This is a genomic window from Qipengyuania polymorpha (genome assembly GCF_019711435.1).
Lineage (GTDB): Bacteria > Pseudomonadota > Alphaproteobacteria > Sphingomonadales > Sphingomonadaceae > Qipengyuania > Qipengyuania polymorpha.
The window spans coordinates 103,011-128,710 of sequence record NZ_JAIGNK010000004.1 but is presented as its reverse complement, the minus strand read 5'-3'; the positions used below and the strand labels follow the sequence as shown (position 1 = coordinate 128,710).

At 63.2% G+C, this 25,700-nt stretch carries 33 protein-coding genes; 23 read left to right on the top strand and 10 right to left on the bottom strand.

The window, feature by feature from the left end; genetic code table 11:
- Window positions 1-11: 11 nt before the first annotated feature.
- The 5 genes from K3152_RS12770 (at window position 12) to K3152_RS12750 (ending at window position 4,288) form a co-directional block, all read left to right on the top strand.
- Window positions 12-467, top strand: a complete 456-nt coding sequence (locus K3152_RS12770) for a hypothetical protein (protein ID WP_221574523.1) — start codon at window positions 12-14, stop codon at window positions 465-467.
- Between the two features lie 52 nt (window positions 468-519).
- Window positions 520-1,170, top strand: a complete 651-nt coding sequence (gene gmk / locus K3152_RS12765; RefSeq protein WP_221574522.1) for a guanylate kinase — start codon at window positions 520-522, stop codon at window positions 1,168-1,170.
- Between the two features lie 163 nt (window positions 1,171-1,333).
- Complete coding sequence (locus tag K3152_RS12760) at window positions 1,334-2,485, top strand: sensor histidine kinase (RefSeq protein WP_221574521.1); 1,152 nt, start codon at window positions 1,334-1,336, stop codon at window positions 2,483-2,485.
- Window positions 2,486-2,573: 88 nt separating this feature from the next.
- Window positions 2,574-2,753 (top strand): hypothetical protein, encoded by a 180-nt coding sequence (locus K3152_RS12755; protein WP_221574520.1) that lies wholly within the window; start codon window positions 2,574-2,576, stop codon window positions 2,751-2,753.
- 101 nt (window positions 2,754-2,854) lie between these two features.
- On the top strand, window positions 2,855-4,288 hold the full coding sequence (locus tag K3152_RS12750; protein WP_221574519.1) for a hypothetical protein: 1,434 nt from the start codon (window positions 2,855-2,857) through the stop codon (window positions 4,286-4,288).
- A gap of 256 nt (window positions 4,289-4,544) precedes the next feature.
- On the opposite strand, the gene K3152_RS12745 is transcribed toward K3152_RS12750, so the two are convergent.
- From K3152_RS12745 to K3152_RS12735, 3 genes are read right to left on the bottom strand one after another with little or no spacing between them, the layout of a single operon-like run.
- Entirely contained in the window at window positions 4,545-5,351 is an 807-nt protein-coding gene (locus K3152_RS12745; RefSeq protein ID WP_221574518.1) for an SDR family oxidoreductase, read from the bottom strand.
- 14 nt (window positions 5,352-5,365) lie between these two features.
- Window positions 5,366-6,505 carry an acyl-CoA dehydrogenase family protein gene (locus K3152_RS12740; protein WP_221574517.1) on the bottom strand — a complete coding sequence of 380 codons (1,140 nt, stop codon included), beginning with the start codon at window positions 6,503-6,505 and terminating at the stop codon, window positions 5,366-5,368.
- Between the two features lie 3 nt (window positions 6,506-6,508).
- Entirely contained in the window at window positions 6,509-7,690 is a 1,182-nt protein-coding gene (locus K3152_RS12735; protein ID WP_221574516.1) for an acyl-CoA dehydrogenase family protein, read from the bottom strand.
- 169 nt (window positions 7,691-7,859) lie between these two features.
- On the opposite strand from K3152_RS12735, the gene K3152_RS12730 reads away from it, so the two are divergent.
- The 12 genes from K3152_RS12730 (at window position 7,860) to K3152_RS12675 (ending at window position 16,764) form a co-directional block, all read left to right on the top strand.
- Window positions 7,860-8,711 carry an SDR family NAD(P)-dependent oxidoreductase gene (locus K3152_RS12730; protein ID WP_221574515.1) on the top strand — a complete coding sequence of 284 codons (852 nt, stop codon included), beginning with the start codon at window positions 7,860-7,862 and terminating at the stop codon, window positions 8,709-8,711.
- Window positions 8,711-10,201 (top strand): MFS transporter, encoded by a 1,491-nt coding sequence (locus K3152_RS12725; RefSeq protein ID WP_221574514.1) that lies wholly within the window; start codon window positions 8,711-8,713, stop codon window positions 10,199-10,201. Before K3152_RS12730 ends, K3152_RS12725 begins: the two co-directional genes overlap by 1 nt.
- Before the next feature lie 87 nt (window positions 10,202-10,288).
- Window positions 10,289-11,623, top strand: a complete 1,335-nt coding sequence (locus K3152_RS12720) for an acyl-CoA dehydrogenase family protein (RefSeq protein ID WP_221574513.1) — start codon at window positions 10,289-10,291, stop codon at window positions 11,621-11,623.
- Window positions 11,623-12,711, top strand: coding sequence for a Zn-dependent alcohol dehydrogenase (locus K3152_RS12715; RefSeq protein WP_221574512.1), 1,089 nt, complete (start codon window positions 11,623-11,625; stop codon window positions 12,709-12,711). Before K3152_RS12720 ends, K3152_RS12715 begins: the two co-directional genes overlap by 1 nt.
- Window positions 12,711-13,796, top strand: a complete 1,086-nt coding sequence (locus tag K3152_RS12710; RefSeq protein WP_247713428.1) for a phosphotransferase family protein — start codon at window positions 12,711-12,713, stop codon at window positions 13,794-13,796. The genes K3152_RS12715 and K3152_RS12710 overlap by 1 nt, the downstream gene beginning before the upstream one ends.
- A 49-nt stretch (window positions 13,797-13,845) precedes the next feature.
- Complete coding sequence (gene dapD / locus K3152_RS12705) at window positions 13,846-14,670, top strand: 2,3,4,5-tetrahydropyridine-2,6-dicarboxylate N-succinyltransferase (RefSeq protein ID WP_221574511.1); 825 nt, start codon at window positions 13,846-13,848, stop codon at window positions 14,668-14,670.
- Window positions 14,671-14,762: 92 nt separating this feature from the next.
- Window positions 14,763-15,089, top strand: a complete 327-nt coding sequence (locus K3152_RS12700; RefSeq protein WP_221574510.1) for a hypothetical protein — start codon at window positions 14,763-14,765, stop codon at window positions 15,087-15,089.
- A 25-nt stretch (window positions 15,090-15,114) separates the two neighbouring features.
- Complete coding sequence (locus K3152_RS12695) at window positions 15,115-15,348, top strand: hypervirulence associated TUDOR domain-containing protein (RefSeq protein ID WP_221574509.1); 234 nt, start codon at window positions 15,115-15,117, stop codon at window positions 15,346-15,348.
- The gene (locus K3152_RS12690) at window positions 15,348-15,539 is read left to right on the top strand and encodes a DUF3008 family protein (RefSeq protein ID WP_221574508.1); all 192 of its coding nucleotides are present in this window, start codon (window positions 15,348-15,350) and stop codon (window positions 15,537-15,539) included. The genes K3152_RS12695 and K3152_RS12690 overlap by 1 nt, the downstream gene beginning before the upstream one ends.
- A gap of 34 nt (window positions 15,540-15,573) precedes the next feature.
- Entirely contained in the window at window positions 15,574-16,005 is a 432-nt protein-coding gene (locus K3152_RS12685) for a DUF1810 domain-containing protein (protein ID WP_221574507.1), read from the top strand.
- A 70-nt stretch (window positions 16,006-16,075) separates the two neighbouring features.
- Complete coding sequence (locus tag K3152_RS12680; RefSeq protein WP_221574506.1) at window positions 16,076-16,366, top strand: DUF427 domain-containing protein; 291 nt, start codon at window positions 16,076-16,078, stop codon at window positions 16,364-16,366.
- Entirely contained in the window at window positions 16,363-16,764 is a 402-nt protein-coding gene (locus K3152_RS12675; RefSeq protein ID WP_345719810.1) for a DoxX family protein, read from the top strand. The genes K3152_RS12680 and K3152_RS12675 overlap by 4 nt, the downstream gene beginning before the upstream one ends.
- Window positions 16,765-16,768: 4 nt before the next feature.
- Here the strand turns inward: K3152_RS12675 and K3152_RS12670 are convergent, their stop codons facing one another.
- Both K3152_RS12670 and K3152_RS12665 read right to left on the bottom strand, forming a co-directional pair.
- Entirely contained in the window at window positions 16,769-17,020 is a 252-nt protein-coding gene (locus tag K3152_RS12670; protein ID WP_221574504.1) for an SWIB/MDM2 domain-containing protein, read from the bottom strand.
- Window positions 17,021-17,053: 33 nt separating this feature from the next.
- Entirely contained in the window at window positions 17,054-17,635 is a 582-nt protein-coding gene (locus tag K3152_RS12665) for a YbhB/YbcL family Raf kinase inhibitor-like protein (protein ID WP_247713427.1), read from the bottom strand.
- A gap of 268 nt (window positions 17,636-17,903) precedes the next feature.
- On the opposite strand from K3152_RS12665, the gene K3152_RS12660 reads away from it, so the two are divergent.
- On the top strand, window positions 17,904-19,301 hold the full coding sequence (locus K3152_RS12660) for a S41 family peptidase (RefSeq protein ID WP_221574502.1): 1,398 nt from the start codon (window positions 17,904-17,906) through the stop codon (window positions 19,299-19,301).
- Window positions 19,302-19,451: 150 nt separating this feature from the next.
- Window positions 19,452-19,784, top strand: a complete 333-nt coding sequence (locus K3152_RS12655) for an Mpo1-like protein (protein WP_221574501.1) — start codon at window positions 19,452-19,454, stop codon at window positions 19,782-19,784.
- Here the strand turns inward: K3152_RS12655 and K3152_RS12650 are convergent.
- The 4 genes from K3152_RS12650 to K3152_RS12635 form a co-directional block, all read right to left on the bottom strand.
- Window positions 19,781-20,233 carry a DUF3429 domain-containing protein gene (locus K3152_RS12650; protein WP_221574500.1) on the bottom strand — a complete coding sequence of 151 codons (453 nt, stop codon included), beginning with the start codon at window positions 20,231-20,233 and terminating at the stop codon, window positions 19,781-19,783. The two genes, K3152_RS12655 and K3152_RS12650, sit on opposite strands and share 4 nt — an antisense overlap.
- Window positions 20,234-20,249: 16 nt before the next feature.
- Window positions 20,250-20,678 (bottom strand): COG3650 family protein, encoded by a 429-nt coding sequence (locus K3152_RS12645; RefSeq protein ID WP_221574499.1) that lies wholly within the window; start codon window positions 20,676-20,678, stop codon window positions 20,250-20,252.
- Window positions 20,675-21,598 carry an alpha/beta hydrolase fold domain-containing protein gene (locus K3152_RS12640; protein ID WP_221574498.1) on the bottom strand — a complete coding sequence of 308 codons (924 nt, stop codon included), beginning with the start codon at window positions 21,596-21,598 and terminating at the stop codon, window positions 20,675-20,677. The genes K3152_RS12645 and K3152_RS12640 overlap by 4 nt, the downstream gene beginning before the upstream one ends.
- 70 nt (window positions 21,599-21,668) lie before the next feature.
- On the bottom strand, window positions 21,669-22,571 hold the full coding sequence (locus K3152_RS12635; protein WP_221574497.1) for a hypothetical protein: 903 nt from the start codon (window positions 22,569-22,571) through the stop codon (window positions 21,669-21,671).
- 203 nt (window positions 22,572-22,774) lie between these two features.
- On the opposite strand from K3152_RS12635, the gene K3152_RS12630 reads away from it, so the two are divergent.
- From K3152_RS12630 to K3152_RS12615, 4 genes are all read left to right on the top strand, one after another.
- Window positions 22,775-23,362, top strand: a complete 588-nt coding sequence (locus K3152_RS12630) for a hypothetical protein (RefSeq protein ID WP_221574496.1) — start codon at window positions 22,775-22,777, stop codon at window positions 23,360-23,362.
- A gap of 77 nt (window positions 23,363-23,439) precedes the next feature.
- On the top strand, window positions 23,440-24,120 hold the full coding sequence (locus tag K3152_RS12625; RefSeq protein ID WP_221574495.1) for a hypothetical protein: 681 nt from the start codon (window positions 23,440-23,442) through the stop codon (window positions 24,118-24,120).
- A gap of 12 nt (window positions 24,121-24,132) precedes the next feature.
- Window positions 24,133-24,558: an ion channel gene (locus K3152_RS12620; protein WP_221574494.1), complete on the top strand. Its 426-nt coding sequence runs from the start codon at window positions 24,133-24,135 to the stop codon at window positions 24,556-24,558.
- Window positions 24,559-24,629: 71 nt separating this feature from the next.
- Window positions 24,630-25,049, top strand: a complete 420-nt coding sequence (locus tag K3152_RS12615; RefSeq protein ID WP_221574493.1) for a pyridoxamine 5'-phosphate oxidase family protein — start codon at window positions 24,630-24,632, stop codon at window positions 25,047-25,049.
- Between the two features lie 75 nt (window positions 25,050-25,124).
- Here the strand turns inward: K3152_RS12615 and K3152_RS12610 are convergent, their stop codons facing one another.
- Window positions 25,125-25,700 (bottom strand): fasciclin domain-containing protein, encoded by a 576-nt coding sequence (locus tag K3152_RS12610; protein ID WP_221574614.1) that lies wholly within the window; start codon window positions 25,698-25,700, stop codon window positions 25,125-25,127.

Genomic DNA, 25,700 nt, shown 5'->3' with positions numbered 1-25,700 from the left:
ATGGGGCAGGCATGGGACTTTCCAAGAAGGTAGGGCTTTCGAACGCGGAAGCGCCCAATCACCTCACCGACACGGTGAGCGACGAAATTGCGGGCATGAAGAAAGATGCGCGCGGCGAAAACGCCATTCCCGGCCCCAGCCCCAACCCGTCCACCAACCTCATCATCCACGACATCATCCTGCGCAGCGCCGGCCGCCTGACCCGCCAGACGCTGGAGAAGGCATTGCTCGGCCGCCAATACGGCAGCAAGTTTGCGAAAGACGTGGTCGAGAACCGCTCGCTGGTGCAAACGCTGGCGGCTTATGGTGTGACCAAGTTCGCCACCAAGTCCGTACCCGGCGCCCTGCTCGTCGGCGGCGGACTGCTCGCCAAGACGATTTTCGACCGCAGCAACTCGCGCCGCAGGGCCCGCCGCACCGGCGAGAAAGCGCTGCGCAAGCAGTCGAAGGGCGAGACAGCGGTCTGAAAAGGCCCCGCGCGGGGTTGATTCCAGACCGCCCGATGCGCCACTAGCGCGCATGGCCGATTCCACCGAGACACAAGACGACGCCCTCGCCCGCCGCGGGTTGATGTTCATCCTTTCCTCGCCCAGCGGGGCGGGCAAGACCACCATCAGCCGCATGCTGCTGGATGCGGACCCGGCGATAAAGCTCTCGGTCAGCGTCACCACCCGCCCACCGCGCCCGGGCGAAAAGGACGGCGTGCATTATTACTTCGTCGACGATGCCGAGTTCGATCGCATGGTCGAGGAGGATGATTTCTACGAATGGGCGCATGTCTTCGGCCACCGCTACGGCACGCCCAAGGGCCGCATCCGTAATGCACTGAAGGAAGGCCAAGATTTCCTCTTCGATATCGACTGGCAGGGCACGCAGCAGCTCTACCAGAAGGACCAGCAGGACGTGGTCCGCGTGTTCATCCTCCCGCCCAGCATCGCCGAGCTGGAAAACCGGCTGCGCGGCCGCGGCACCGACAGCGACGAGGTGATCGCCGCCCGTATGGAGCGCGCCCGCAGCGAGATCAGCCACTGGGACGCCTACGATTATGTCGTCATCAACGAGGACGCGGGCGAATGCTTCGCCAAGGTCCGCGAAATCCTCGACGCCGAGCGCATGAAACGCCAGCGCCAGACGGGGCTCATCCCCTTCGTGCGCCAGCTGATGAGTTAGGCGCACGGGGACTTATTGCCGCCCGGACAGCAGCAAGCTATTCTTGCACGGCGGCATGCGTGTATCTATCCTCCTGCTTTTGCAGGATTTAACGCCACTCACGGTCTGGCGCTCACGTGACCGCCCCGGGCCCTTTTCGGGCTAGCTATCGAGGAAGCGGAAGTTGGAACACATCATCGAACATGGCGACTACATGCCCCACGGCATGTGCCTGCTCTGGGAGCCCTGGCTCCTCATTCTCTGGGCGGGTTCGGACGCGCTCATCTTCCTCGCCTACACCGCCATTCCCTTCGCCCTGTTCACGGTGCTGAGCAAGCGCGAGGACATTCCGCACGCGGGCCTGGTCGCGCTCTTCGGCTCGTTCATCATGCTGTGCGGGCTTACGCACCTCTTCGGAATCGTGACACTGTGGTATCCCATTTATCCCATCGTCGGCTGGCTCAAGCTGGCAACCGGACTGGTCTCGGTCGCCACTGCGCTCGTACTGCTCAAGCTTGCCCCCGCGCTCATCAAGTTCCCGTCACCGGCCTCGATGGAAAAGGTCAACTCGCGCCTGCGTGATGAGATTGCCGCGCACGAAGAGACGCTTGCTTCCCTCGAACGGCAGATCGAGGAACGCACGGCCGAACTCAAGGCTGCGAACACCACGCTGGCCATCCAGACGCGCGAGGCCGTCCATCGCAGCGGCAATTTGCTGTCCGTGGTCACTTCGCTGGCGACCCAGACCGCGCGCGGCATGGACAGCCTCGGCGACTTCATGCAGATTTTCCTTGGCCGCGTGCGGGCGCTGGCCAACGCCACCAAGTCGATCGAGCGCGAGAACGAAAGCTCGATCGATCTCGGCCGCGTTATCGACGCGGGCCTAAAACCGCTGGAAGAGATTTACGGCGATCGTTTTTCCTATGCCGGCCCCGAACTGACCGTGAACCCCGAAGCGGCACAGCAGATCAGTCTCGCCTTGCACGAACTGGCGACCAACGCCCAGAAATACAGCCTGTCGGCCAGCGACCAGACCTTCGTCGAGGTCAACTGGACCACGAGTGAGGACCAGTTCGAGCTGGTCTGGCGCGAATATGGCGACGACAGGGTATTCCCCGAGAGCGAACCGCCTTCCGAAGGGTTCGGCACCAAGCTGCTCACGCGGGTGATCCCGACCATGCTGCGGGGCCAGGCGGTCCGCGAATTTACGGAGCGGAATATGACCTACCGGCTCCACGCCCCGCTTGAGGCGATTGTCGCAGGTGAGCAGGGCGGCGATTCCGATCGCATGGCCGCACGCATCCTCGACCAGTCCTTCGGCCTCAATCCAGACTGAGACGGCCCGCGCGGGACGGTGCTATCGCCCTGCGAGCCTCGCCGAACTGCGCCAGCGCCCCGAAAGCCACGCGCAGGATCCGGCGGATGTGATCGACAGCCGCATGGAACGCGTTCGCGGCAAAATCAGCCACTGGGCGGAGAGCGGCTATGTGGTCATCAACGACGACGTGCATGCGTGTTTTGCGAAAGTGCGCGAGGTGCTTGATGCGGACGGGACTGATAGCGTTTGTGCGGGAGTTGATGGCTTAGAGTGGGATGACTGCTAACGACCCGATACTGGTCATCAGGCGCGCCGCATCCGGCCGGTAACTTACTGTTCACAAAAAGCGGTGACATTGTAGGCTTTTAAGGTATTCGACGGGGCGCCATGGGGTCGCAAATACTTTCCAGCTTTATGCTGCGCCTCGCAGCGCTGTGCCTTGCAGGGCTGACCGCTGGCTGCGGGGTGTTCGGTGACGACTGGCTGGACAATGCGGTAGAGGCGGCGTCCGGTCCCAAGGCGATGTGGTACCGCGTCCAGTTCCAGGCTGATTATGGCACGCAGCGGGTGGTGGTCGATCAGATGGTGACCTGTACCACAGTGCTCATTTCCGGCGGCTTCCTCGGGCAATCGCCAAATTCCGCTGTAACCGAGGCCTATCCCAAGACCGCCGGTGTCGATCTTGCAGATGGTAGCCGAGTGGTGGTGCGTTTGCCTGACATGTGCCGGCGCAACCGGGCCTTCGTCACAGTCAATGGCAACTCAAAGGAGACGCGTGGTTGGGATGAAATCGGATCATTCGATGTCATGCCGCTGGTCATCTGGTCGGAGCGTTCGCGTGATCCGGAGCGCATGGAATCCTACATTTCGCGTGACTATTACCAGCATCCCCAGGCTCGGTTCAGAAATGCCAAGGGCACGCTTACGCTGTGGAAGGTTGGGCGCATTCCAAAGAACGTGCGCGAAATCTTGTCTGCGCCGCCTTTCGAACCGTTCTCGCCCAACCCGTGGGTGGACCCAGAGAGGGCTGAGAGGGTTTCTATGGAAGAGCGCTTCAGAGGGTATCATCGCGACGGGAAGTATCACGGTAAAGGCCCCCGCTATGCCGCCTACACGATCACGGAGATCGACAGTGTCGAGGAGTGGAGGGCGAAACACCTCGAGTATGCGATGCGCACAGAGTATCTATTCGCGGACGATCGGAACAAGCCTGAGCCGGACCCGGACTTTGATACCGAAGAAATATCAATCTGGCCAACAGCTTACCTTATTATGGGGCGATGGGTTGGCGATCCTGACTTCGTTTATGCAGACTGCCCCCATCGATATATCAATGATCTGATGGTTGGCGTTCCGCGGATGAGCGATCTGCCATTCAATTCGCAGGACGGCGGAGCGATCAATTCGGGCGTTACGATCTCCGAGGATGGCCCCTACGTGCCAGACTACAAGAGACCGGATTACAGGTTGAGGGCAATGCAATGGCGAGCCTGCGCCGAGCGCGCGGCGCAAACCCGTACGCTCGATATCATAGAAGGACACTTGGATGGGTCGAAGTCCATTCCCGGCGTACTTGTCTATCGCAAATGGGGATTTCTCTATCGTAGTGGTAGCGGAACTCCGCCGGTGCTCCGGGACGCAGGAGTGGCCGTTTCTGAACGCCCGTGGGGAATGAGGCACCGGATCTTGGGAATACCAGCACAAACGAACAGTTACGATGGCCGAGACACAGTTGTGAAAATGAAAAGAAGTGAAAGATGGTTTGTCCTTGGGCATCAACATTACATTTATACCGGCCGAGCGGAGAATTCCCATTTTTAGCCCTCATTGGCAGGGCGCATCCCAGCCGAGAGCGGCGGAAAACCCGCCAGTCCGCTTCCCACCCAATGTCGGACATTTCGCTTTCCTACTCCGGAATCGACCCATAACCTTCGCCCGCTCTTTCAAATCGTAGCTCAAGCAGTCCATGCAAAAAGCCCCGCCATCCAGCGGGGCTTTCGCGTTTCTAGGGCAACCTCTTTGGCGAGGCGCCGACGTATGTACATCGTCAACTTGCAGCAGGCGCAAGCGTAGGAAATTATCTTCCGCCGGCGGGGTCCGCGAAGTGGGTCGGCAAATGCGCGTTCACGATGCCGCCGTCGACCGCGATGGTCTCGCCCACCGTGTAGTCGCCTGCGCGGCTGGCGAGGTAGACGCAGCTTCCGCCCATGTCGAACTTGTCGCCCACGCGCTTGTTGGGAATGCCCGCCGCGCTCGCCTCGGCATGATCGCGGGCGACCTTGTTCATGTTCGACGGGAAGGCGCCCGGTGCGATGCCGGTGACATAGACGTGGTCCTTCACCAGCCGCGCGGCCATGCGGCGCGTCAAATGGATGAGCGCAGCCTTGGAGGCCTGGTAGGAATAGGTCTCCCAAGGGTTGATGCGCAGGCCGTCGATGCTGGCGATGTTGATGACCTTGCCGGGCTTGTCCTGGCTGGCATTGGCGGTCAGCAGCGCGTGCAGTTTCTGGGTCAGGAAGAAGGGCGTCTTGACGTTGAGGTCCATGACCTTGTCCCAGCCCTCTTCGGGGAAGTCGAGATAGTCCGCCCCCCATGCCGCGCCCGCGTTGTTGACGAGGATGTCGAGCCGGTCCTCCTTGGCGGAAATCTCGACCACCAGTTCGTCGATGCCCTCCATGGTCGAGATGTCGCCCTGGATCGGGACGACCTTCTCGCCCAGTTCCCCGGCGGTCTCGTGCAGTTCGCCGCCCTTGCGCGCGGTGATGTAGACCCGCTCTGCGCCGGCAGCGAGAAAGCCCTCCACGATCATGCGGCCGATGCCGCGGCTGCCGCCAGTGACGAGAGCGATGCGCCCATTGAGGCTGAACATGTCTTCGAGGTTCATTTCATCTCTCCCGTTTAGTAACCGCTCATCTCGGCGACGCGGCCCGCGTGGTAATACTGGTCGCCGAGGAATTCCTGCAGCGCGCGGTCGCGTTTCATGTAGAGGCCGATGTCGTATTCATCGGTCATGCCGATGCCGCCGTGCATCTGCACGCCTTCCTTGACCGCGAGGCCCGCCGCCTTGGCGACCTTGGCCTTGGCGACCGAGGCCATGAGGTCGGCCTTCTCGCTGCCGCCGTCGAGCAGCTGGGCCGCCTTGATGGTGACCGCCCGGGCAATCTCGACTTCGGAATAGAGGTGCGCGGCGCGGTGCTGCAGCGCCTGGAATTCGCCGATGAGCTTGCCGAACTGTTTCCTCTGCTTGAGGTAGTCGATGGTCATGTCCATCGCGCCCTGCGCAACGCCGACACCCTCGGCAGCAGCACCCACGCGGCCCGCCATCAGCATGGCGTTGAGCACCTCGCGGCCGCCGTCGACCTCGCCGATGACGGCATCGCCGTCGAGTTCGACACCGTCGAATGTGACATGGCTCGCCATCGAACTGTCGACGAGGCGCACGCTGTCGTGGCTCATGCCGTCGGCATCCTGCGGCACGGCGAAGAGGGTGATGCCGTCGCTGTCGCTATCGTCACCCGAAGTGCGGGCGGCGACGACAATCATCTCGGACGAGGCGCCGTAGACCACATAGTCCTTCTTGCCCGACAGCTTGAAGCCATTACCCGACTTCTCCGCCTTGCAGGCGATGGTTTCGGGGCGGTGCTTAGCGCCTTCGTCGATGGCGACGGTGTAGACCTTCTCGCCCTCGATAAGGCCCGGCAGCCAGCGCCCGCGCACATCGTCGCTGCCGTGTTTCAATGCAGTCGCGGCAAGCACGGAGGAGGACAGGAAAGGCGACGGGGTCAAATTGCGCCCGATATTCTCGAGCACGATCCCTGCCTCGACATTACCCATGCCGAGCCCGCCATCATCTTCGCCCACCAGCATGCCGGTGAAGCCCATCTCGGCAAACTGCTTCCAGAGGCCATGGCCGAAGCCGTCCTTGCAATCGCGGTCGCGCCAGTGGCGCAGCTGTTTCGCAATTGCGCCTTCCTCGGCCATGAATTGCTGTGCTGTCTCGGCGAGCATCGCCTGGTCGTCGTCGTAATAAAGGGGCATCGATCAGGCTCCCGGCAGGTCGAGGATACGCTTCGAGATGACGTTGAGCATGACTTCGCTCGTGCCGCCCTCGATGGAGTTGGCCTTGGTGCGCAGCCAATTTCGCGCACCCTTGCCGCCGCCGGTTTCCTCGCTCTCCCATTCGAGGGCGCGGCTTCCGCCCGCGGCCATCATCAGCTCGTGGCGACGCTTGTTCAGTTCGGTCCCGGCGTATTTCATCATGTTCGGCTGCGCGGGATGCGCCTTGCCGACCTTGAGTTCGTCGAGGAATTTCTCGCCCATCGCCGAATAGGCCAGCGCGTCGACATCGAATTGCGCGAGTTCAGCGCGCAGCACAGGGTCGAGTTCGCCCGCATTGCGCTTCATCGCCGCGCCGATAGCTGCCGTGCGGTCGCCGCCGCCAGCGCCCGAAATCATCTCGCGTTCGTGGCCGAGCAAGTACTTGGCAACGTCCCAGCCGCGGTTGATTTCGCCGACATAGCCGGGGCAATCCTCGCCATAGGACTTGGGCACCTTCACATCGTCGAAGAAGGTTTCGCAGAACGGGCTGTTGCCCGAAATCAGCTTGATGGGCTTGGTCGAGACACCGCTGCCCGCCATGTCGAACAGCATGAAGGTGATGCCCTGGTACTTGTTCTGCTTGTCGGTGCGGACGAGGCAGAAAATCCAGTCGGCTTCATCGGCGTAGGAGGTCCAGATTTTCTGGCCGTTGACCACCCAGTGGTCCCCCTTGTCTTCGCCGAAGGTCTGCATCGAAACGAGGTCCGAACCCGAACCCGGCTCCGAATAGCCCTGGCACCAGCGGATTTCGCCCGCTGCAATCTCGCTAAGGAAGCGTTTCTTCTGCCCTTCGGTCCCGAAGTGCAGCAGCGCCGGGCCGAGCATCCAGATGCCGAAGCTGGAAAGCGGCGGGCGCGCGCCGATGCGAGCCATTTCCTGGCGCAGCACCTTGCCCTCGGCGGGCGAGAGGCCGGCACCGCCATATTCCTTGGGCCATTCGGGTACCGTAAAGCCCTTGTCGCGGGCTGCTTCGAACCACGCCTTCTGCGCGTCGTTCTTGAACGTCGCGTTGCGGCCGCCCCAGTAGACATCGGCCTCGTCACGGACGGGCTTGCGCATTTCGGGGGGGCAATTGGCTTCGAGCCATTCGCGCGTTTCGGCGCGGAAGCTTTCCAGATCGGACATGACCGACTCCTCTCAGGTCTCCTCGGTTGACGTTTACGTTAGGGTGATTCGCGAGGCCTTCGCAAGGGCGATGACGGCGAAGCGCCATGCCGTAGCGTCAGGCGGTTTGCATTGACGAAGCACCCAGTGCGCCTAAGCTTGAAAGCGAGGATTTCCGGGAGAGAGACCGATGCGATTTGACGGCAAGACCGTGGTGATAACCGGCGCGGCATCGGGCATCGGCGCCGAGGCAACGCGGCTGTTCGCCAGCGAGGGCGCCATCGTCTTCGCCTCCGATATCGACGATGAGGGCGGCAAGGCGCTGGAGCAGGAAACGGACGGAGACGTCCGCTACCGCCACTGCGACGTGAGTTCGACCGAGGACATCCGCAAGCTGATGGACGGCGCGGCGCAAGAGACCGGCGGCATCGATGTCGTCTTCAACAATGCCGGCGCTGGCGGCGCGCGTCCAGGGATCGACGAAATCGAGCCCGACGAGTGGGACCGTACGATGGACCTGCTGCTGCGCTCGGTCGCTTTCGGCATCCGCTATGCCGTGCCGCACATGAAGGGTCGCAAGGGCGCGAATATCGTCAATGTGTCGAGCGTGGCGGCGGTGGGGCCGGGCTATTCGCCGACCGCCTATGCAGTGGCGAAGGCGGGTGTCCTCCACCTCACCAAATGCGCAGCGACCGACCTTGCGCAGCACGGCATCAGGGTGAACGCGGTCCAGCCCGGTTTCATCAACACCAATATCTTCACCTCCTCGATGGGGATGGAAGACGACATGGCGAGGACGGCGAAAGCGGTCATTGCGCAGATGTCGTCCAACGCCCAGCCGGTGATGCGCGGCGGCCAGCCGCGCGACATCGCCGAAGCAGTGGCCTTCCTCGCCAGCGATGCGGCCAGCTTCATGACCGGCACCTCGATGCTGGTCGACGGCGGGCTCACCATCGGGCCGCGCCATTCGTGGGACCCCGAGGCCCCAGGGATTTTCGACGCCCTTGAAGCGATGCAAAATCAAGGGCAAAGCCCCGCCTGATGGCATATATCGAAGGCCCCCTGCCCCAGCGGCTGAAAGTTGTTCACGGGTTCGGGGCGGTGGCGTTCGGGGTGAAGGACCTCGGCTTCAGTTTCTTCCTGCTGATTTTCTACAACCAGGTGCTCGGCATGGACGCGCGGCTGGTCAGCCTCGCGCTGCTGATTGCCCTGCTGGTCGATGCGGTCGTGGACCCGATTATCGGCAATTTGTCCGACCGGACATACACGCGATGGGGCCGCCGCCTGCCATGGCTCTATCTCGCGCCGATACCGCTGGCGATCATGTGGGTACTCCTGTGGCATCCGCCGGGCGGGGAGGCTCCCGGTTTCTGGGGCCTCGTGGCCATTGCGGTCGGCGTGCGTGTGTTGCTCTCGGCCTGCGAGGTCCCCTCGATCAGCCTCGTGCCGGAAATCACGCAGGATTACGACGACCGCACCACGCTGTTCCGCTATCGTTTCCTGTCCGGATGGCTCGGCGGCATCGTGATGATGGTGCTCGCCTACACGGTCTTCATGTCCGGCCCCGACGGCCTGCTCGAGCAGGAGGGATATCTGGGCTTCGGCATTTTCGGTGCGGTTCTGATGGTCCTCTCGGTGGCCGGATCGGCACTTGGGCAGCACCGGCTTGTGGCGCAATGGCCTGAAAAACGCCCGGAGCCGTTCAGCCTCAGAGGCGCGTTCGACGAGATCTTCGACGCCTTTTCCGAACGCAGCTTCCTCTTCTTCGCGGCCGGTGCGCTGGCCGCCTACGTCAACCAGGGGATGGCCTTTTCCATCTCCAACTACCTCAACGTCTTCGTGTGGCAGCTCGACCAGCCGCTTATCGATGGCGGGCCGGTATGGTTCACCGGATTGCTGGGTTACGCGCTCACCCTGTTCCTGTCCGTCGTGCTGATGTTCTTCGTCGTCGGGCAGATGCACCGCGCGTATGGCAAGGCAAGGAGCGCGGCCATCGGCGCCTATTGCAGCGTCATCCTCGGCCTCACGCCCTACGTGCTCCTCCTCACCGGCCTCTGGCCGGAGGCTGGCTCGAGCGCATCGACCTTCGCCTTTCTCGCCACCTTGCTCTTAGCCAACATGTTCGGCGTGGTGATGATGATTTCGGCCACCTCGATGATCGCCGAAATCGTCGAGGCCTTCGAAGAGCGCACCCACCGCCGTGCCGAGGGCGCCTTCTATTCGGGCAACTGGCTGATCCAGAAATGCGCGACGGGTGTCGGCATCTTCCTGACCGGGCAGATCGTGGGTGCCGCCCGGCTTCCCGATGGAGCGCGAGCCGGAGCGGTGGAGCAGGCCGTGCTCTCCGACATGATCCTCTACTACGCCATTGCCGCGATCGTCCTCGCCGTGCTCGCAGCCTTCTGGCTCGGACGTTTCCCGATCAGCCGCGAAGAGCACGAGGCGCGGCTGGTTACGCTGACGAAAAGAAGGCGAGATGCGATTGACGCTGCGGCACGGGGGGATGTCGACGCGGGCACCATCGTGCCCTGACCACCGCTCGCCAGAAATCGCTTGGCGCGGGCCGTTAACCTATGCCAGTTTCAAGCCGAAACGGATATTTGAGAGAGGAAATACACGATGGATTTCGAACCCACCGAACGGCAAGCCTACTGGCGCGACCGGGTCAAGAACTTCATCGAGGACCATATCCGTCCCGCCGTTCCGACCTACAAGGCGCAGGACGCGGAAGGCGATCGCTGGAAGGTCATCCAGGTGGTCGAGGACCTCAAGGCCAAGGCCAAGGCCGAAGGCATCTGGAACCTCTTCATGCCGCCGCGCAATGACGGCCACCACCATGTCGACGAGACCTATGACTTCGAAGGCCCGGGCCTGACCAATCTCGAATATGCGCTCTGCGCCGAGGAAATGGGCCGCATCGGTTTCGCCTCGGAAGTCTTCAACTGCTCCGCGCCCGATACCGGCAATATGGAGGTCTTCCATCGCTACGGCACGCGCGAACAGAAGGAAAAGTGGCTCACCCCGCTGATGAACGGCGAAATCCGTTCCGCCTTCCTCATGACCGAGCCCTTCACTGCGAGCTCGGACGCGACCAATATCGAGACGCGCATCGAGCGCGACGGCGACGAATATGTCATCAATGGCCGTAAGTGGTGGTCGTCGGGCGTGGGTGACCCGCGCTGCAAGGTCGCCATCGTCATGGGCAAGACCGATTTCTCGGCCGGCCGCCATGCGCAGCAGTCGATGATTTTGATGCCGATGGATGCGCCGGGTGTGAACGTGCTGCGTCACCTCCCCGTCTTCGGATATGACGATGCGCCGCACGGGCATATGGAAGTCGAGCTCAAGGACGTACGCGTCCCCGTCACCAATATGCTGCTTGGCGAAGGCCGCGGGTTCGAGATTGCGCAGGGCCGCCTCGGCCCGGGCCGCATCCACCACTGCATGCGCACCATCGGCGTTGCCGAAGAGGCGCTCCACAAGATGTGCAAGCGACTGCAGGAGCGCGAAGCCTTCGGCAAGCCCATCTACAAGCATTCGGTCTGGGAAGAGCGCGTGGCGCGCGCCCGTATCGACATCGACATGACCCGCCTGCTCTGCCTCAAGGCCGCCGACATGATGGACAAGGTCGGCAACAAGGCCGCCAAGCAGGAAATCGCCATGATCAAGGTGCAGGCGCCCAACATGGCGCTCAAGATCATCGACGATGCCATCCAGGCGCATGGCGGTGGCGGCGTGTCGGATGATTACGGCCTCGCAAATGCCTACGCGCACCAGCGAACCTTGCGCCTTGCCGACGGCCCCGACGAGGTCCACGCCCGCTCGATCGCGCGCATGGAATTCGCCAAGCACATGCCCGAGGAAGGGCCCACCGCCAACGCGCTGCGCGACGGCAAGGCACCGACCGACGGCAGCTCGAACCTCAGCTCGGGCGACATGGGGGCGACGCGCTGATGGCGAAGGCAGCAATCCTTGAGCAGGTCGGCGGGCTGACCATCGGCGAGGTCGAACTTGCCGAACCCGGCCCGCACGAGGTCCTGATCGACACCAAGGCGTGCGGGTTGTGCCATTCGGACCTGCACTTTATCGACGGTGCTTATCCGCACCCCCTCCCCGCCATTCCCGGCCATGAGGCGGCGGGCGTGGTCCGCGCGGTCGGCAGCGAAGTGAAAACGGTGAAGCCGGGCGACCACGTGGTCTCCTGCCTCTCGGCTTTCTGCGGCCACTGCGAGTTCTGCGTCACCGGCCGCATGGCCTTGTGCATGGGGGCGGACACCCGCCGCGACCAGACCGCCGCGCCGCGCATCATGCGCGCCGACGGCAGCGCGCCGGTCGCGCAAATGCTCAACCTGTCGGCCTTCTGCGAACAAATGCTCATCCACGAGCATGCCTGCGTCGCCATCGACAAGGACATGCCGCTCGACCGGGCCGCCGTGATCGGCTGTGCGGTGACGACGGGTGCGGGTGCGATATTCAACGCCTGTTCGGTCGTGCCGGGCGAGGCTGTGGCCGTGGTCGGTTGCGGCGGGGTCGGTCTTGCCGCCATCAATGCGGCGAAAATTACCGGCGCGGGCAAAGTCATCGCCATCGACCCCATCCCCGAAAAGCGCGCGCTCGCCGAGACGCTCGGCGCGACTCACACGGTCGATGCCATGGCCGACGATGCGGTCGAGCAAGTGATCAAAATCAGCGGCGGCGGTGTGCACCATGCGATCGAGGCGGTCGGCCGTCAGGCCAGCGCCGACCTCGCGGTAAAAATCCTGCGCCGCGGCGGCACGGCGACCATTCTCGGCATGATGCCGCTGGACTGCAAGGTCGGCCTCGGCGCGATGGACCTGCTTTCGGGCAAGAAACTGCAGGGCGCCATCATGGGCATGAACCACTTCCCGGTCGACCTTCCCCGCCTCGTCGACTTCTACATGCGCGGCCTCTTGGACCTCGACACGATCATCGCCGAGCGCATCCCGCTGGAAAAAATCAACGAGGGCTTCGAGAAGATGAAACAGGGCACGTCCGCCCGCAGCGTGGTGGTGTTCGACTGATGACAGAGACCGGCATGCCCGAGATCGATTTCGACAAGGAAATGGTCGGCACCATCGAAGTGCCCGAGCGCGACCAGATGGACCTGGGTGCGCTGACCACATGGTTCGAGGCCAATGTCGACGGCTTCGAAGGCCCGATTTCCTATTCGAAGTTCAAGGGCGGCCAGTCGAACCCGACTTACCGGATCGATACGCCGGGTCGCTCTTACGTACTGCGCCGCCAGCCCTTCGGCAAGCTGCTGCCGAGCGCCCATGCTGTCGACCGCGAATACAAGGCCATGCACGCGCTGGGGCCGACCGGTTTCCCGGTGCCGAAAACCTATGGCCTCTGCGAGGACCCGGAAGTCATCGGCAGCAAGTTCTTCGTCATGGGCCTCGCCGACGGACGCAGCCTGTGGAACGGCGCGCTGCCCAACAACACGCCTGAAGAGCGCCGCGAAATCTACAACGCCATGATCGACACCATGGCCGACCTCCACCTGCGCAAGCCCGACGAAATCGGCCTTGGCGATTATGGCAAACCGACCGACTATTGCGCGCGCCAGATCGCCCGCTGGTCGAAGCAGTACAAGCTCTCCGAAACCGAGCATATGGAGAAGATGGAGCGGCTCATCGAATGGCTGCCGCAAACCATCCCGCCGCAGCACGAGAGCAGCGTGGTGCACGGCGATTACCGGCTCGACAATCTCATCTTCGAGCAAAACGAGAATAAGGTCCTCGCCGTGCTCGACTGGGAACTGTCGACGCTGGGCGACCCGATTGCCGACTTCAGCTACCTCATGCTCAACTGGCACAACCCGGCCGACGGACGTGCAGGCGTGCTCGGCCTCGATCTGGAAGCGCTTGGCATTCCGTCGCAGCAGGAAGCGGTGGACCGCTATGTCGCGCGCACCGGTTATCCCGTGCCGCCGATGGACTGGTACTTCGCCTACAACCTCTTCCGGCTCGCGGGCATCATGCAGGGCATCAAGAAGCGCGTCATCGACGGCACCGCATCCAGCGCCCACGCCAAGGCGATGAGCGAGCGGGTCGGGCCGCTGGTGGACCGGGCCTATGAATTCGCGCTCGCCGCAGGGATGGACTAGCGCGCCCACGCTGCTAACGCGCTCTTCCGCACACCAACGGAGATTTAGCATGAGCGCCGACCTCGAAAACCGCATCGAAGCCGCGTGGGAAGACCGCGCAAACGTCACGCCGCAATCGAGCGACGTGCGCGAGGCGGTGAATGCGGCACTGGGAATGCTCGACAGCGGCACGGGCCGTGTGGCCGAGCCCGACGGCAAGGGTGGCTGGACCGTCAACCAGTGGCTCAAGAAGGCCGTACTGCTCTCCTTCCGCCTCAACGACAACCGCGTGATGGAAGGCGGCAGCGCAGGCCACCCCGCCTTCGACAAGGTGCCGAGCAAGTTTGCCGGATGGGACGATGCGCGCTTCCGCGAGGCTGGCTTCCGCGTCGTTCCCGGAGCAATTGCCCGCGAAGGTGCCTATATCGCACCCGGCTGCGTTCTCATGCCAAGCTTCGTCAACATCGGCGCCTATGTGGGCAAGGGCACCATGGTCGACACCTGGGCCAGCATCGGCTCCTGCGCGCAGATTGGCGAGAACTGCCATATCTCGGCAGGTGCAGGCATCGGCGGCGTGCTCGAACCCATGCAGGCCAACCCGACCATCATCGGCGACAATTGCTTCATCGGCGCGCGCTCGGAAATTGTCGAAGGCGTCATCGTCGGCGAAGGCTGCGTCGTTTCGATGGGCGTCTTCATCACCCAGTCGACCAAGATCGTCTATCGCGACACGGGCGAAGTCATCCGCGGCCACCTCCCGCCCTTCTCGGTGGTCGTGCCCGGCACGCTGCCCGGCAAGGATGGCGGCCCCGGCCTCGCCTGCGCAGTCATCGTGAAGACGGTCGATGCGCAGACCCGCGAGAAGACCGGGATCAACGACCTGCTCCGCGACTAGCGCCGCGCCCCTGAACCGGGGGAACATTCGCCACGCCTGACCGTAGAACTGCCTGAAACCCGCGGGATCGCGATAACAGGGAGTAATCTGACGTGCACAAAGAAGGCGACGAAATTCACGTCTCCGAAACCGAAGCCAGCGGCGGCTCGAAAGAGGGCGTGGTGCGCTGGATCCTGCTCGGCGGGCTGGTGCTTGCCGTGTTGCTGATGTCGATCGTCTGGATCATCCCTGCGATGATGCAAGGTGATGTCGAGGAAGAAGCCACCGTCAGCGGAGAAATCCAGTCGATGGAGGAAGAGGGCGATAATACCGACAGCATTGTCGGCGTCCCCAGCAAGACGGACCTCGGCGACGACGAGACGGCAACGCCGGAAGACGAGACGACCACCGAAGACGGTATCGAGGTCATCGAGAACTGAGCGCGCGGACAGCAGGAGAGGTCGTATGAGCAATTCCAACAGCTTCCAGACGGACCAGTACGTCAAATGGAACTGGGGCAATGGCGAAGGCCATGGCCAGGTGAAGGAGCGGTTCGAGCGCGAAGTGACCCGCACGCTGCAGGGCAGTGAAGTCACCAGGGACGGTGACGAGGACAACCCCGCCTACCTCATCAAGCAGGAAGATGGGGACGAGGTCCTCAAACGGGGAAGTGAACTGTCGGCCTGGGACAAGGGCTGATGCCAAAAGCCTCGAGCAAGGCGCAGCAGCAAGCTGCCGGGGCCGCCCTTTCCGCAAAGCGCGGAGAGACCAAGGTCGAAGACCTAGAGGGCGCTTCCAAGGACATGTACGACAGCATGAGCGAGGACGAACTCGAGGACATAGCCTCGACCGATCGTTCCGACCTTCCCGAAACATCGGGCGCCGACTGATGGATCGACACGCGGGTCACTATCCGCTGAGGTAATGGCGCAAAGCGAACCATTCGACCACTTCGTCAAGGCGCAGGATGGCGGCACCTACGAGCAGGCGCTCGAGGAAATTGGCGAGGGTGCAAAGAAAAGCCACTGGATGTGGTTCGTTTTCCCGCAACTCGAAGGACTGGGTAGAAGCGCCAAGGCGAAGAAATACGCGCTGGCCGATCTCGACGAAGCCGCTGCCTATTGCCGACATGAGGAACTGGGGCCACGCCTGTTCGAGGCGACCGAGGCCATGCTCGAATGGGCCGGCACGATGAGCGCGGAAGACATTCTCGGCACTGTCGATGCGATGAAGTTCAGGAGCTCGATGACGCTCTTCGAGCGCGCCTGCCGTGACGAGGATGCGCAGGTCTTTTCCGATGCCCTCGAGGCATTCTACGACGGAGAACGCTGTCCGCTGACGCTGGAGCGCATTTAGCGGGAACGGGCAACGACAGGACATGCAACAGCCGTGCCTTGGCGCAGCCAACACTAAGGATAGGAAGTCGATGACAGTCGTGGCGCGATGGAATGGCGAGGAAATCGCCCGCAGTGAAGATACGGTGGTGGTCGAGGGCAACCACTATTTCCCCGCTGGCGATGTGGCGCGCAGTGCACTGGTGCCGAGCGAAAGGACCAGCGTTTGTCCGTCGAAGGGGACGGCGCAGTATCACTCGGTGAATGCTGGCGGAGCCATCAATCCCGATGCGGCATGGTATTACCCCGCCCCGAAGCCCGAGGCCGCGCAAATCAAGGACCGCATCGCATTCTGGAACGGCGTGGAAGTCACCGAAGAGTGAGACGCAACGGCCTGCGCTGGCTGCTCGCGGCATTCTATGCACTGGCAGGCACCATGCACCTTGCCAGTCCCGCCCCGTTCCTTGCCATCATGCCTGACTGGGTACCCTTCCCCGCGGCTGTCGTCTGGTGGACGGGCATAGCCGAGCTACTGGGCGCAGCATCACTGGCCCAGCCGTGGTCGCTCAATCTGAGGAAGGCCGGCGCTATCGGCCTGGCGCTATACGCAATTTGCGTCTTCCCCGCCAACATCAACCATTTCGCTATCGATATGGCGCGCGAGGACAAAGGTCTGGGGCTTGCCTATCACCTGCCGCGCATGCTTGCGCAGCCCGTGTTCGTCTGGCTGGCCCTGTGGGTCGGCGGCGTCACGGACTGGCCGTGGCGCCGCCGCTCCTAGGAACTTAGGACATGTGCTTCGAAACGGCACCCGTCATCTTGAACATGGAGATCTGCTCCTTGCCGATCACTGCACCCAGCTTGTCGTCGGGATTGATCATGCGCTTATCCTTCGAATCCTGAAGGTCGTTCGCCTTGATGTGATCCCACACCTTCTTGGTGACCTGCGCGCGGGTCATGGGGCCCTTGCCGACCACGTTTTCCAGTTGCGGCGACAGGTTCACCGGCTTCTGCAGTGCGTTGTTCTTGCCAGCCATGTCAGTATCCTTTCAGTTGGCTTCTTTTATTGATCAGTCTTCGATGTCGAAGTCTGCCGCGTCCAGCTCCTCGACCTCATGCCCTTCGAAACGGGCAGTGAGGACCGCGGCGGCTGTGACGTGTCCCTTGATATTCCTAAGCAGCTCTTCGTACCCCGCGCCCGGCATCAGCGTGAGCGGCAGGTCGACTGCGAAGAGCTGGAAAACATAGCGGTGCTCCACGCCCAGCGGGGGGTCGGGCAGCAGCCATTCCGAATTGCCGAGCGCGTTCTTGCCCGTGCGCGGCGGAGCCTCGCCCTCGAACAGCGCGCCCTTCTGGGCCTTCAGGCCCCAAACGAGCCAGTGGACCTTGCCGTCATCGGCATCCTCGACCACCAGCACCAGTTCCTGCGAGCCCGGCGGGGGCGCGGTCCATTCGAGCGGCGGAGCAACGGCGTCTTCCTCGACAGCGGTGAAGCTGGGGTCCATTTCCCCGCCATCGCGGAAGGCATCGCTCGACAGCGCGAAACCGGATTTGCCGAGCAGCTTCTCTTCGGCGACCTGGCCGATGGTGAGCGGGGCCTTTGCCTCGCCGCCGATTGCCTGCTGAACCCAAGCGGGTGTTCCGGTACTCAAAATCAAACTCCATTTCATCGCCTTGGCGCACAAGGAGCGCCTTGGAGGGGCAAGCCTAGGCGCAGGATTTGGCAAAAAGCCATGGCGCCAAGGCGTATTTGCACGATTTTCCCCTCGGTTCGGCGTGGTTTTCCACCGGATTCGCCTCTCGGAGGCCGTCTCGAAGGCATCAAAGGACATGTTGCTTGCTCACGGGCAGTTAATTGGCCAAGCTCCAGACGAGTCGACACGCCAGGAAGATGTCGTCCGGAACCGGGGAAAATCGCATATGAAATTGGGTCGCACCGCACTCGTCGCAGCCATGGCTGCATCGCTCGCCGCTTGCGGGGGAGATGACGATTCAGGTTCGAATGCCGGAGGACAGGTAGGCACCTGTTCGCTGTCGGCACGCCAGGACTGGGCCCGCGACGTGCTCGAAGAATGGTACCTCTTCCCCGAATTGCTCGACACCAGCGTCAACAAGGCGGCGCATGGCAGCGTGCAGTCGTATATCAACGCAATGGTCGCCGATGCGCGCGCACAGCGCAAGGACCGCTATTTCACCTACATCACGTCGATCGAGGAAGAGAACGACCTCATCAACAATGGCTCTAACGCGGGTTTCGGCATCCGCCTGGCCTATGACGAGGCGGCGAACCGGGTTTTCGTTGCCGAAGCTTTCGAGAATGCCCCGGCCTATCCTGCGGGTTTCGACCGTGGGACCGAAATCCTTTCAGTCGATGGCCAGTCGACCGCGTCGATCATGGCCGCGGGAGGGGACGATGCATTCAGCGAGGCGCTCGGCCCGAGCGACCCCGGCGTGACGCGTAGCTTTACGCTCCGCAGCCGCACCGGTGTGGAAACGACCGCCACCGTGACCAAGGCGGAATATTCGCTCGATCCCGTATCGGATCGCTACGGCGTCAAAATCCTTGACGACGGTGCGGGCGGCCAGGTCGGTTACGTCAACTTGCGCACCTTCATCGTGTCCGATGCCGCGCCCCAGCTGCGCGCCGCTTTCCAGCAGTTCCAAAGCCAGGGAATCACCAATGTCATTCTCGACCTGCGCTACAATGGCGGCGGACTGGTTTCGGTGGCCGAACTGCTCGGCGACCTGATGGCGGAAGGTCTCGAAGGCCAGATCTACTCGCAAACCATCCTGCGCCCGTCGAGGTCGGCGGAAAATTCGACCGCCTTCTTCAATGACCAGCCGCAGCAGATCCGCGCCATGAAGCTCGCGGTCATCGGCCGCGGCGGCACGGCGTCGGCCAGCGAGCTGGTGACCAATTCGATGATCCCTTACCTTGGCAGCAACATCGCGCTGGTCGGCGCGAACACTTATGGCAAACCCGTGGGCCAATTCGCCTTCGACCGCTCGGCCTGTGACGACCGCCTGCGCGCCGTCACCTTCAAGACGGTCAATGCCAACGGCCAGGGCGAATATTTCGACGGCCTTGCCAGCGTGATGCCCAACACCTGCCGCGCCGGCGACGACCTCACCGCGCAGCTGGGCGATGCCAACGAGGCGTCGGTGGCGGTCGCGCTCGACTTCATCGCTGGCAGGACCTGCACCCCGATCAGCGCTTCGGCGAAGGACGGGACGGTGAAGGCCGAAGGTGGCTCGCCGCGCCTGCTCCAGCCAGAAATGCCGAGCGCCGTGCAGCGCGACATTCCCGGCCTATACTGACCTGAACCGGCTGCAGGAGGGCAAGTCCTCTTGCCGTCGCAGGCGAGAGGAAGAACGCTCTCCAAGGGGTGACGCGGCGTGCATGCGCAAGCTTGCGGCACCCCATGCGCGGCCTTGACCCTTCCGCGATTGCGGCGTTTGATGCGTGCCATGTCCGAACGTTACGAAACATTTGCCGATTTCTGGCCCTTCTACCTGCGGGAGCACTCGAAGCCTCGCACGCGGGCGCTGCATTATGTCGGGACGACGCTGGTCGTGCTGCTGGCAGTAGCGGCAGCCCTGACCGGGCGCTGGCTGCTGCTCGCCGCCATGCCCGTGGCCGGCTATTTCTTTGCCTGGGTCGCGCATTTCGGCGTCGAGAAGAACCGGCCAGCGACCTTCACCTATCCGCTGTGGAGCCTTGGCGCGGATTTCAGGATGTGGTGGCTGTGGCTGACGGGGCGGCTCAGGCCGGAACTGGAGCGCGCCGGGGTCGCGGGCTAGGCGAGTCCGAGCGCTATCGTTGCCGCGCCCAGAATGAGCGACAGGGGCACGCGCAACTGCATCCACCAGCGCGGCGCAAGCGAGCCGAGCCGCACATCGACGGCAACGGCCATGAGCAGCCCGCCGCCAAGCATCACGAGCAGCGGTTCGAGCTGCAGCCGGTCGAGCATCCAAGCACCGACCAGCCCGAATGCAAGGAGGCTGGGCACGACCGCCGCCACCCACGCCCACGCCAGCCCGCCCCGACGTTCGGCAGCCGGAGCCCCCGCGGCGATGCCCCACCAAGCGCCGCCCAGAAAAGTAAAGATGAGCGCCGCGTAGAGCGCCCCCAAGGCGCGGGCCGGTTCATGCACATCACCAGGCCCTAAGAGCGCTACCAGCAATGCGCCCAACTGCGGCAGCAGGCCCGCCAGCCCGAGCAGGCGCGGCCAGCGTGGCACTGTGTTCATAGTCGAGAGCCCCGCATCATGGATGAGCGGGCCCGCTGAACGCCTGCCTGTCGGTCCATGCGCAGCCATTGCGCTGTTCACCGTCGATCTCCAGCGTGGCGACGAAGGGGTAGGTCCGATCGCTCATGCCGTCACTGCAATCCCCGGGAGTGACCATCAGGTCGAACCCGGCTCCGTCGATGCTTCCGGTGAAGGAAAGTCCGTTGTTGCCTGCAAAACGCTCGACATCGAAGCGCATGCCGTCCTGGTTCTCGGGCGTCGTGTAGAGCGCCTTGCCGCCAGCAATTTCACCGCCCCAGAAAGGTTCGGTGCCCGTCAGGTAAATGATTTCATCCTCCGCGATGCCGGAATAGGCCTGCGTGGCACCCGAACCTGCGCTGCCGTCTCCCGACTGGCACGCCGCGAGCAAGAAGGCGGTCAGGGCGATAGGAAGGAATTTGGTCATGCGGCCTCGCGTGAATGGTGCAACCGGATGAAGTCGACCGTTTCTGCCTGGGCTCTTTTACCCTCAGGCACCGGCAACAGCATCCAGTCGTGGAACATGTCCTCATACTCGCGGTAGAGGAAGTCGTTCACGCCGAGCGCTTGCAATTTTTCGACCAGTCGCCGCGCATCGACCACGAGGATGTCGCTCGTGCCGGCAAAGATGGCCATGGGCGGAAGGTTTTCGAGCGTGCCGAACAGCGGGCTCACGCGGGTATCGGTCAGCGGCAGCTTCCCGGCATAGCGCGTGCCGCAAGCCTCGAGCCCGCTTGGCGAAAGCATCCGGTCCTTGGGCTCGATTTCGTCCTGCCCCTCGCCCGAGACAGTCGCATCGAGCCAGGGCGAGAAAAGCACGAGGCTGGCCGGCAGCATCCCGCCCGATGCAGCCACAGCTTGCGTAAGCGCCAGCGCCATCCCGCCTCCGGCGCTGTCGCCCATGACGGTCAGGTTCCCTGCCCCGTGCATCCCGGCCAGCTCGGTATAGAGCGACTGGATTGCGGGCAGGGTCTGATCGGCCGTGACTTCGGGCGCGAGAGGGTAGAGCGGCACCGTGGCCGACGCGCCCAACTGCTCGCACAATCTGGCGACAGTGTCCCAATGGACCGCGGCGATGGGCATCACATAGCCCCCGCCGTGCAGGTACAGGAGGTGGGGCGCACCCGGTTTCGCCCCGCCCTTCGGAGCGAAGGTGAAGACCGGGAAGCCATGGCTCGATGTTTCGCCGATATCGAGCCGCTTGTACCATTTCGCGCCCGGTCGGACGGGCTTGGCGCGTCGCAACTTGGCGATACGCGCATCCATCTTTTCCGGCTGCGACATGAAAGCCTTTACCCCGAGCAGCGGCAAGGCGAGGTTGACGAGGCGCGCGCGCAGGCTTGGCATTTCGGAAGCTCCCCTGTTCGGCAGGGAGCCTAGCGCAGCCGCCGGGGAGCGCAAGCCGGGAGTGGGGACATCAGCGCCCGAAGATGCGGGCCATCAGGCTCTTCCTGGGCGGCTCTTCCACTTCGCTCGATTCCGAGACGCGGCGGCGCAGGTCGGTACCGGAAGGGGGCTCCTTCACCTCCTCGACCTCGCGGCGGGTAATCATTGCAGCCGGCAGCATCTCGGCCATCTGCGGACCTTCGTCCTCCTCGGCGCGCAGAGCCGGGCGTGCGCCTTCGACCTCGCCGTGCACCGCCATAACGTCGGGCTTCATGTCGACCATGCCGGCCAGCACCGGCACATGATGCGGCAGGGGCTTTTGCGAAATGATCTTCTCGACCGCACGGTGGAACAGCAGCGCACGCCACCAGCAGGCCAGCACATATTCGACATAACGGGCAGGCGCCTGCTCGGGCATGTCGTCGCGGAAGAAGTGGCGCTCCTTGTGGTGCACCAGCGCGGTGTTGATGGCGTCGAGACCTTCACACTCGAGGAAGACCTCGATGTCCTCGTCATAGCCGGCCCAGGCGGGCCCTTCTTCCGAGCTTGCCTCGGCGAGCAGATCGTGGCCGCTCTTGCCGCTGAAGGTATAATGGTCGTCGCTATAGAGGCCGAGCATCATGTAGGGATGGTGCACCTGCCCCTTCTCGAAGGCGCGATCGGCCTCGTTCGCAATGGCCAGCGTCACGCCCGTGATGGGGTCGCCTTCGTGCAGTTCGATGGCCTCGTACAATTCGTCCCAGCCGGCAATATTGACGCGGTCCGGATCGTCGATGAGGCAGCGCGTCGCCAGTTCGGTGCCGAGCGCTTCGAGCTGCGAGACCAGATAGGCCTGCGCCTCGTCCAGCGAGCCGGTGTGGAAATGCTCGTGCATCACCGCATTCCATGCGGCCTCGCCCTCTTCGCTGGCGAACTGCTTTTGTAACTCGTGCATCGTCTCGCGTTCCGTAAACCGTAATTTGCGCCGGGCTTATCGCGCAAAAATATCACTATCGCATTAACTGTGGCCTCCAAGCTTTGCAGCGGGCTTACCGGGTGTCGTTAAAGAGGGATGAAGCCAACCCGGGGCTTAGGAACGGGAACCCGCCCCGCGCACCAGCCGTTATCCTGGGCAAGACGCTTTTGCGGAGACATTCGATGAAATTCACCCCCCATATCCTGGGCGCGGTGGCGGTGGTGGCGATTGCCGGAGCCGTTTCGGGCGCCACCATCGGAGACAGCCCGGTCCTCAAGCGGGGCCTTACCGAGACCATGCCCGAAGCACCCATCGTGCGCGCTTCCAACTCTGCCATGCGCGACGGCAAGCGCCCGCCCGACCATTATCCGCTCAAGACTCCCGACGGCACCATCGAGGTCGCTGAACTCTCGCTCCACGGCCGCATGCGTGACCGCGGCGGCGACCTGTGGTGGGAAGGCCGCGATGACGAGCGCGCCTATATGGACGCGGGCTACGATTTCTACGAAACCGCAAGCCCCGAACGTATCGAGCACGAGCGACGCCTGCTTGCCTTCCACGGCAGTGAGAACGTGCAGACGCAACAGCAGGCCGCGCCTCCCACGGGCCAGCCCGAGCGAACGGCCATGACGCGCGCGGAAGCGCCGATGGCGCTCGCCGAACCGGCAGAAGTCGTCGCGCAGGAACCGGCACCCCAACCCGCCGACGAGGCCAGTATCGGCAATTCGCGGACCATCGACGTATCTGCCGCGCTCGCGCGCCGCGACTGATTGCGTCGGACGCCGGGAACGACCCGGCTGGGGAAGGTCATTGCGAAGCCGAAGGAAACGCGGCAGTCTCACCCGTGATGAGCGATGTCGACGAATTCAGTGCAACCCTTGGCATCGCCCCCGAGGCGACCACGGGCCGGCACATGCGCATCAAGAACAGCTTCCGCGGCATTTCGACCCGTACCCGGCTTCGTACGCTGATAGCGGGCGCGGTGAACCAGGATTTCTTCGAGGAGATCTGCCAGCTCACCGCGCTGGAGGACCTCAGTCTCGAATGGCCCACCACCGCGACCTCGCTCGACGGGCTTCAGCGACTGACCCGGCTGAAGCGGCTGCGCATCGATTCCCCGCGCAACATCACCGACTTCACGCCTATCCTCGCGCTGCCGAACCTCACGCAGCTCGACATCGAGAATGCCAAGCACCTCTATGACCTTCGCTGGATGCGCCCGCTGAAGGACCGGCTGGTCAGACTGAAACTCGACGGTTCCATCAACACCGTCCAGAAGCTCGCGAGTATCGACCCGCTCGATGGATTTGCCTTCGAGGAGCTCTCGATGTGCAGCACCAGCATCGCCGACAAGGACCTCTCCGCGCTCATCAATTGTCGCGAGCTGAAGAAACTGAGCTGCGCCAAGGCCGTATCGACCTTCGAAGGGTTCATGGCGCTTGCCGATGCGCGGCCGGACATCGCCTGCGCCTGGTTTTCGCCGGAAAGCTGGCCCGGTCGCAAGTTCCGCGGCGCACCGGCGACCTGAGGCGCGGCACCGATGCTCGCGCAACTCGCCATAGCAACCGGAATGGTCCTGGTGACCGTGACCATCCATGGCCTTGGACTGGTGTTCCTCAGCCGCATCCTCCGGCTGGAGCGTATGGAAGAACGCGAGGCTGCCATTTCCCCGCTCAGCGCCCAGGGGGTAGCCGTGACCTTCGGCGTGGTGCTGGGCCTGTTTGCAATCCACGGTCTGGAAATCTGGCTTTACGCGGTACTCTACCACTTGGGCGGAGCGTTCCCGGACCTGCACACGGCGGTCTATTTCAGCACCATCACCTACGGCACGATCGGCTATGACGACGAGGGGCTCGTCCGCGCCTGGCAGCTGGTCGCCGCGATCGAGGGGATCAATGGCATCCTGCTGCTGGGCTGGAGCACGGCCTTCTTCGTCGCCCTCATCGCCCGGCTCAACCGCCGCTGAGCCCTTGCGGGCACGAGTTGCCTCCCTGCCGGTTACTCCTTCACCGCCCACCTATGAAGGAGTCGCAGCCAATGTCCGACCGTTCGCTTTCCCAGATTGCCGGCAAGCTCAAATCCATCGATGTCGCCATGCTCGTTACCAAGACCGGTAGCGAGGGAGCAATCGCCGCACGCCCCATGTCCAACAACAAGGATGTGAGCGAGGAGGATGGCACATCCTATCACTTCGCCACCGACGACGGCCGTATCGACGATGATTTGAAAACGTCGAACCAGTGCGGCGCGACCTACAGCAGCGGCGACTTCTACTGCGCGGTCCAGGGCACCGGCAGGCTTCACCGCGACCGCGAGGTGCTGGAGAAGCACTGGGTTGCGGACCTCGAAGCCTGGTTCGAGAATGGCCTCGATACCGAGGGGCTGATCCTGATCGAAGTCTCACCCAGGCGCATCGACTGGTGGGAGGGACGCGAGGAAGGGCAACTGACTTTCTGAGCACAACTCTGAGAACGAGCACGAAAAAGGCGGCCCTGTTGAGGGGCCGCCTTTTCGTTGTCTGGCTACTCGCGCTTACTGCGGCATCAGCACGGTATCGATGACGTGGATCACGCCGTTCGAAGCCGCGACATCGGTTGCCGTCACAGTCGAGGTGCCACCTGCGGCATCAGTGAGGACGACATTCCCGTCGACCACATTGGCCGTCAGGGTGCCACCACCCACGGTGTTGATCGTATAGCCTGAATCGCCTGCATCGGTGATTGCCTGCGTCAGCGTAGCGGCGTCCACATTGCCTTCGACAACGTGGTACTGGAGGATGTTGCCCAGCGTTTCGGTGTCGTTGGTGGTAAGTTCGGTCAGCGTCGCTTCGGGAATCTTGCCGAAGGCGTCGTTGGTCGGCGCGAAGACGGTGAACGGACCTTCGCCCGACAGCGTTTCGCCAAGGCCGGCTGCGGTCACGGCACTGACCAGCGTCGAGAACTGGCTGTCGCCCTGCGCGACCTCCACGATCGTGCCGGTTTCGGCCGTGTCGTTGGCCATCTGGTCGGCCATGGCGGTATCGTCGGCCACCGGCTCTTCAGCTTCCCCGCCACAAGCGGCGAGTGCGAGCGATGCGGCAGACGCCAGCGCAAGTGTCATCTTGTTAAT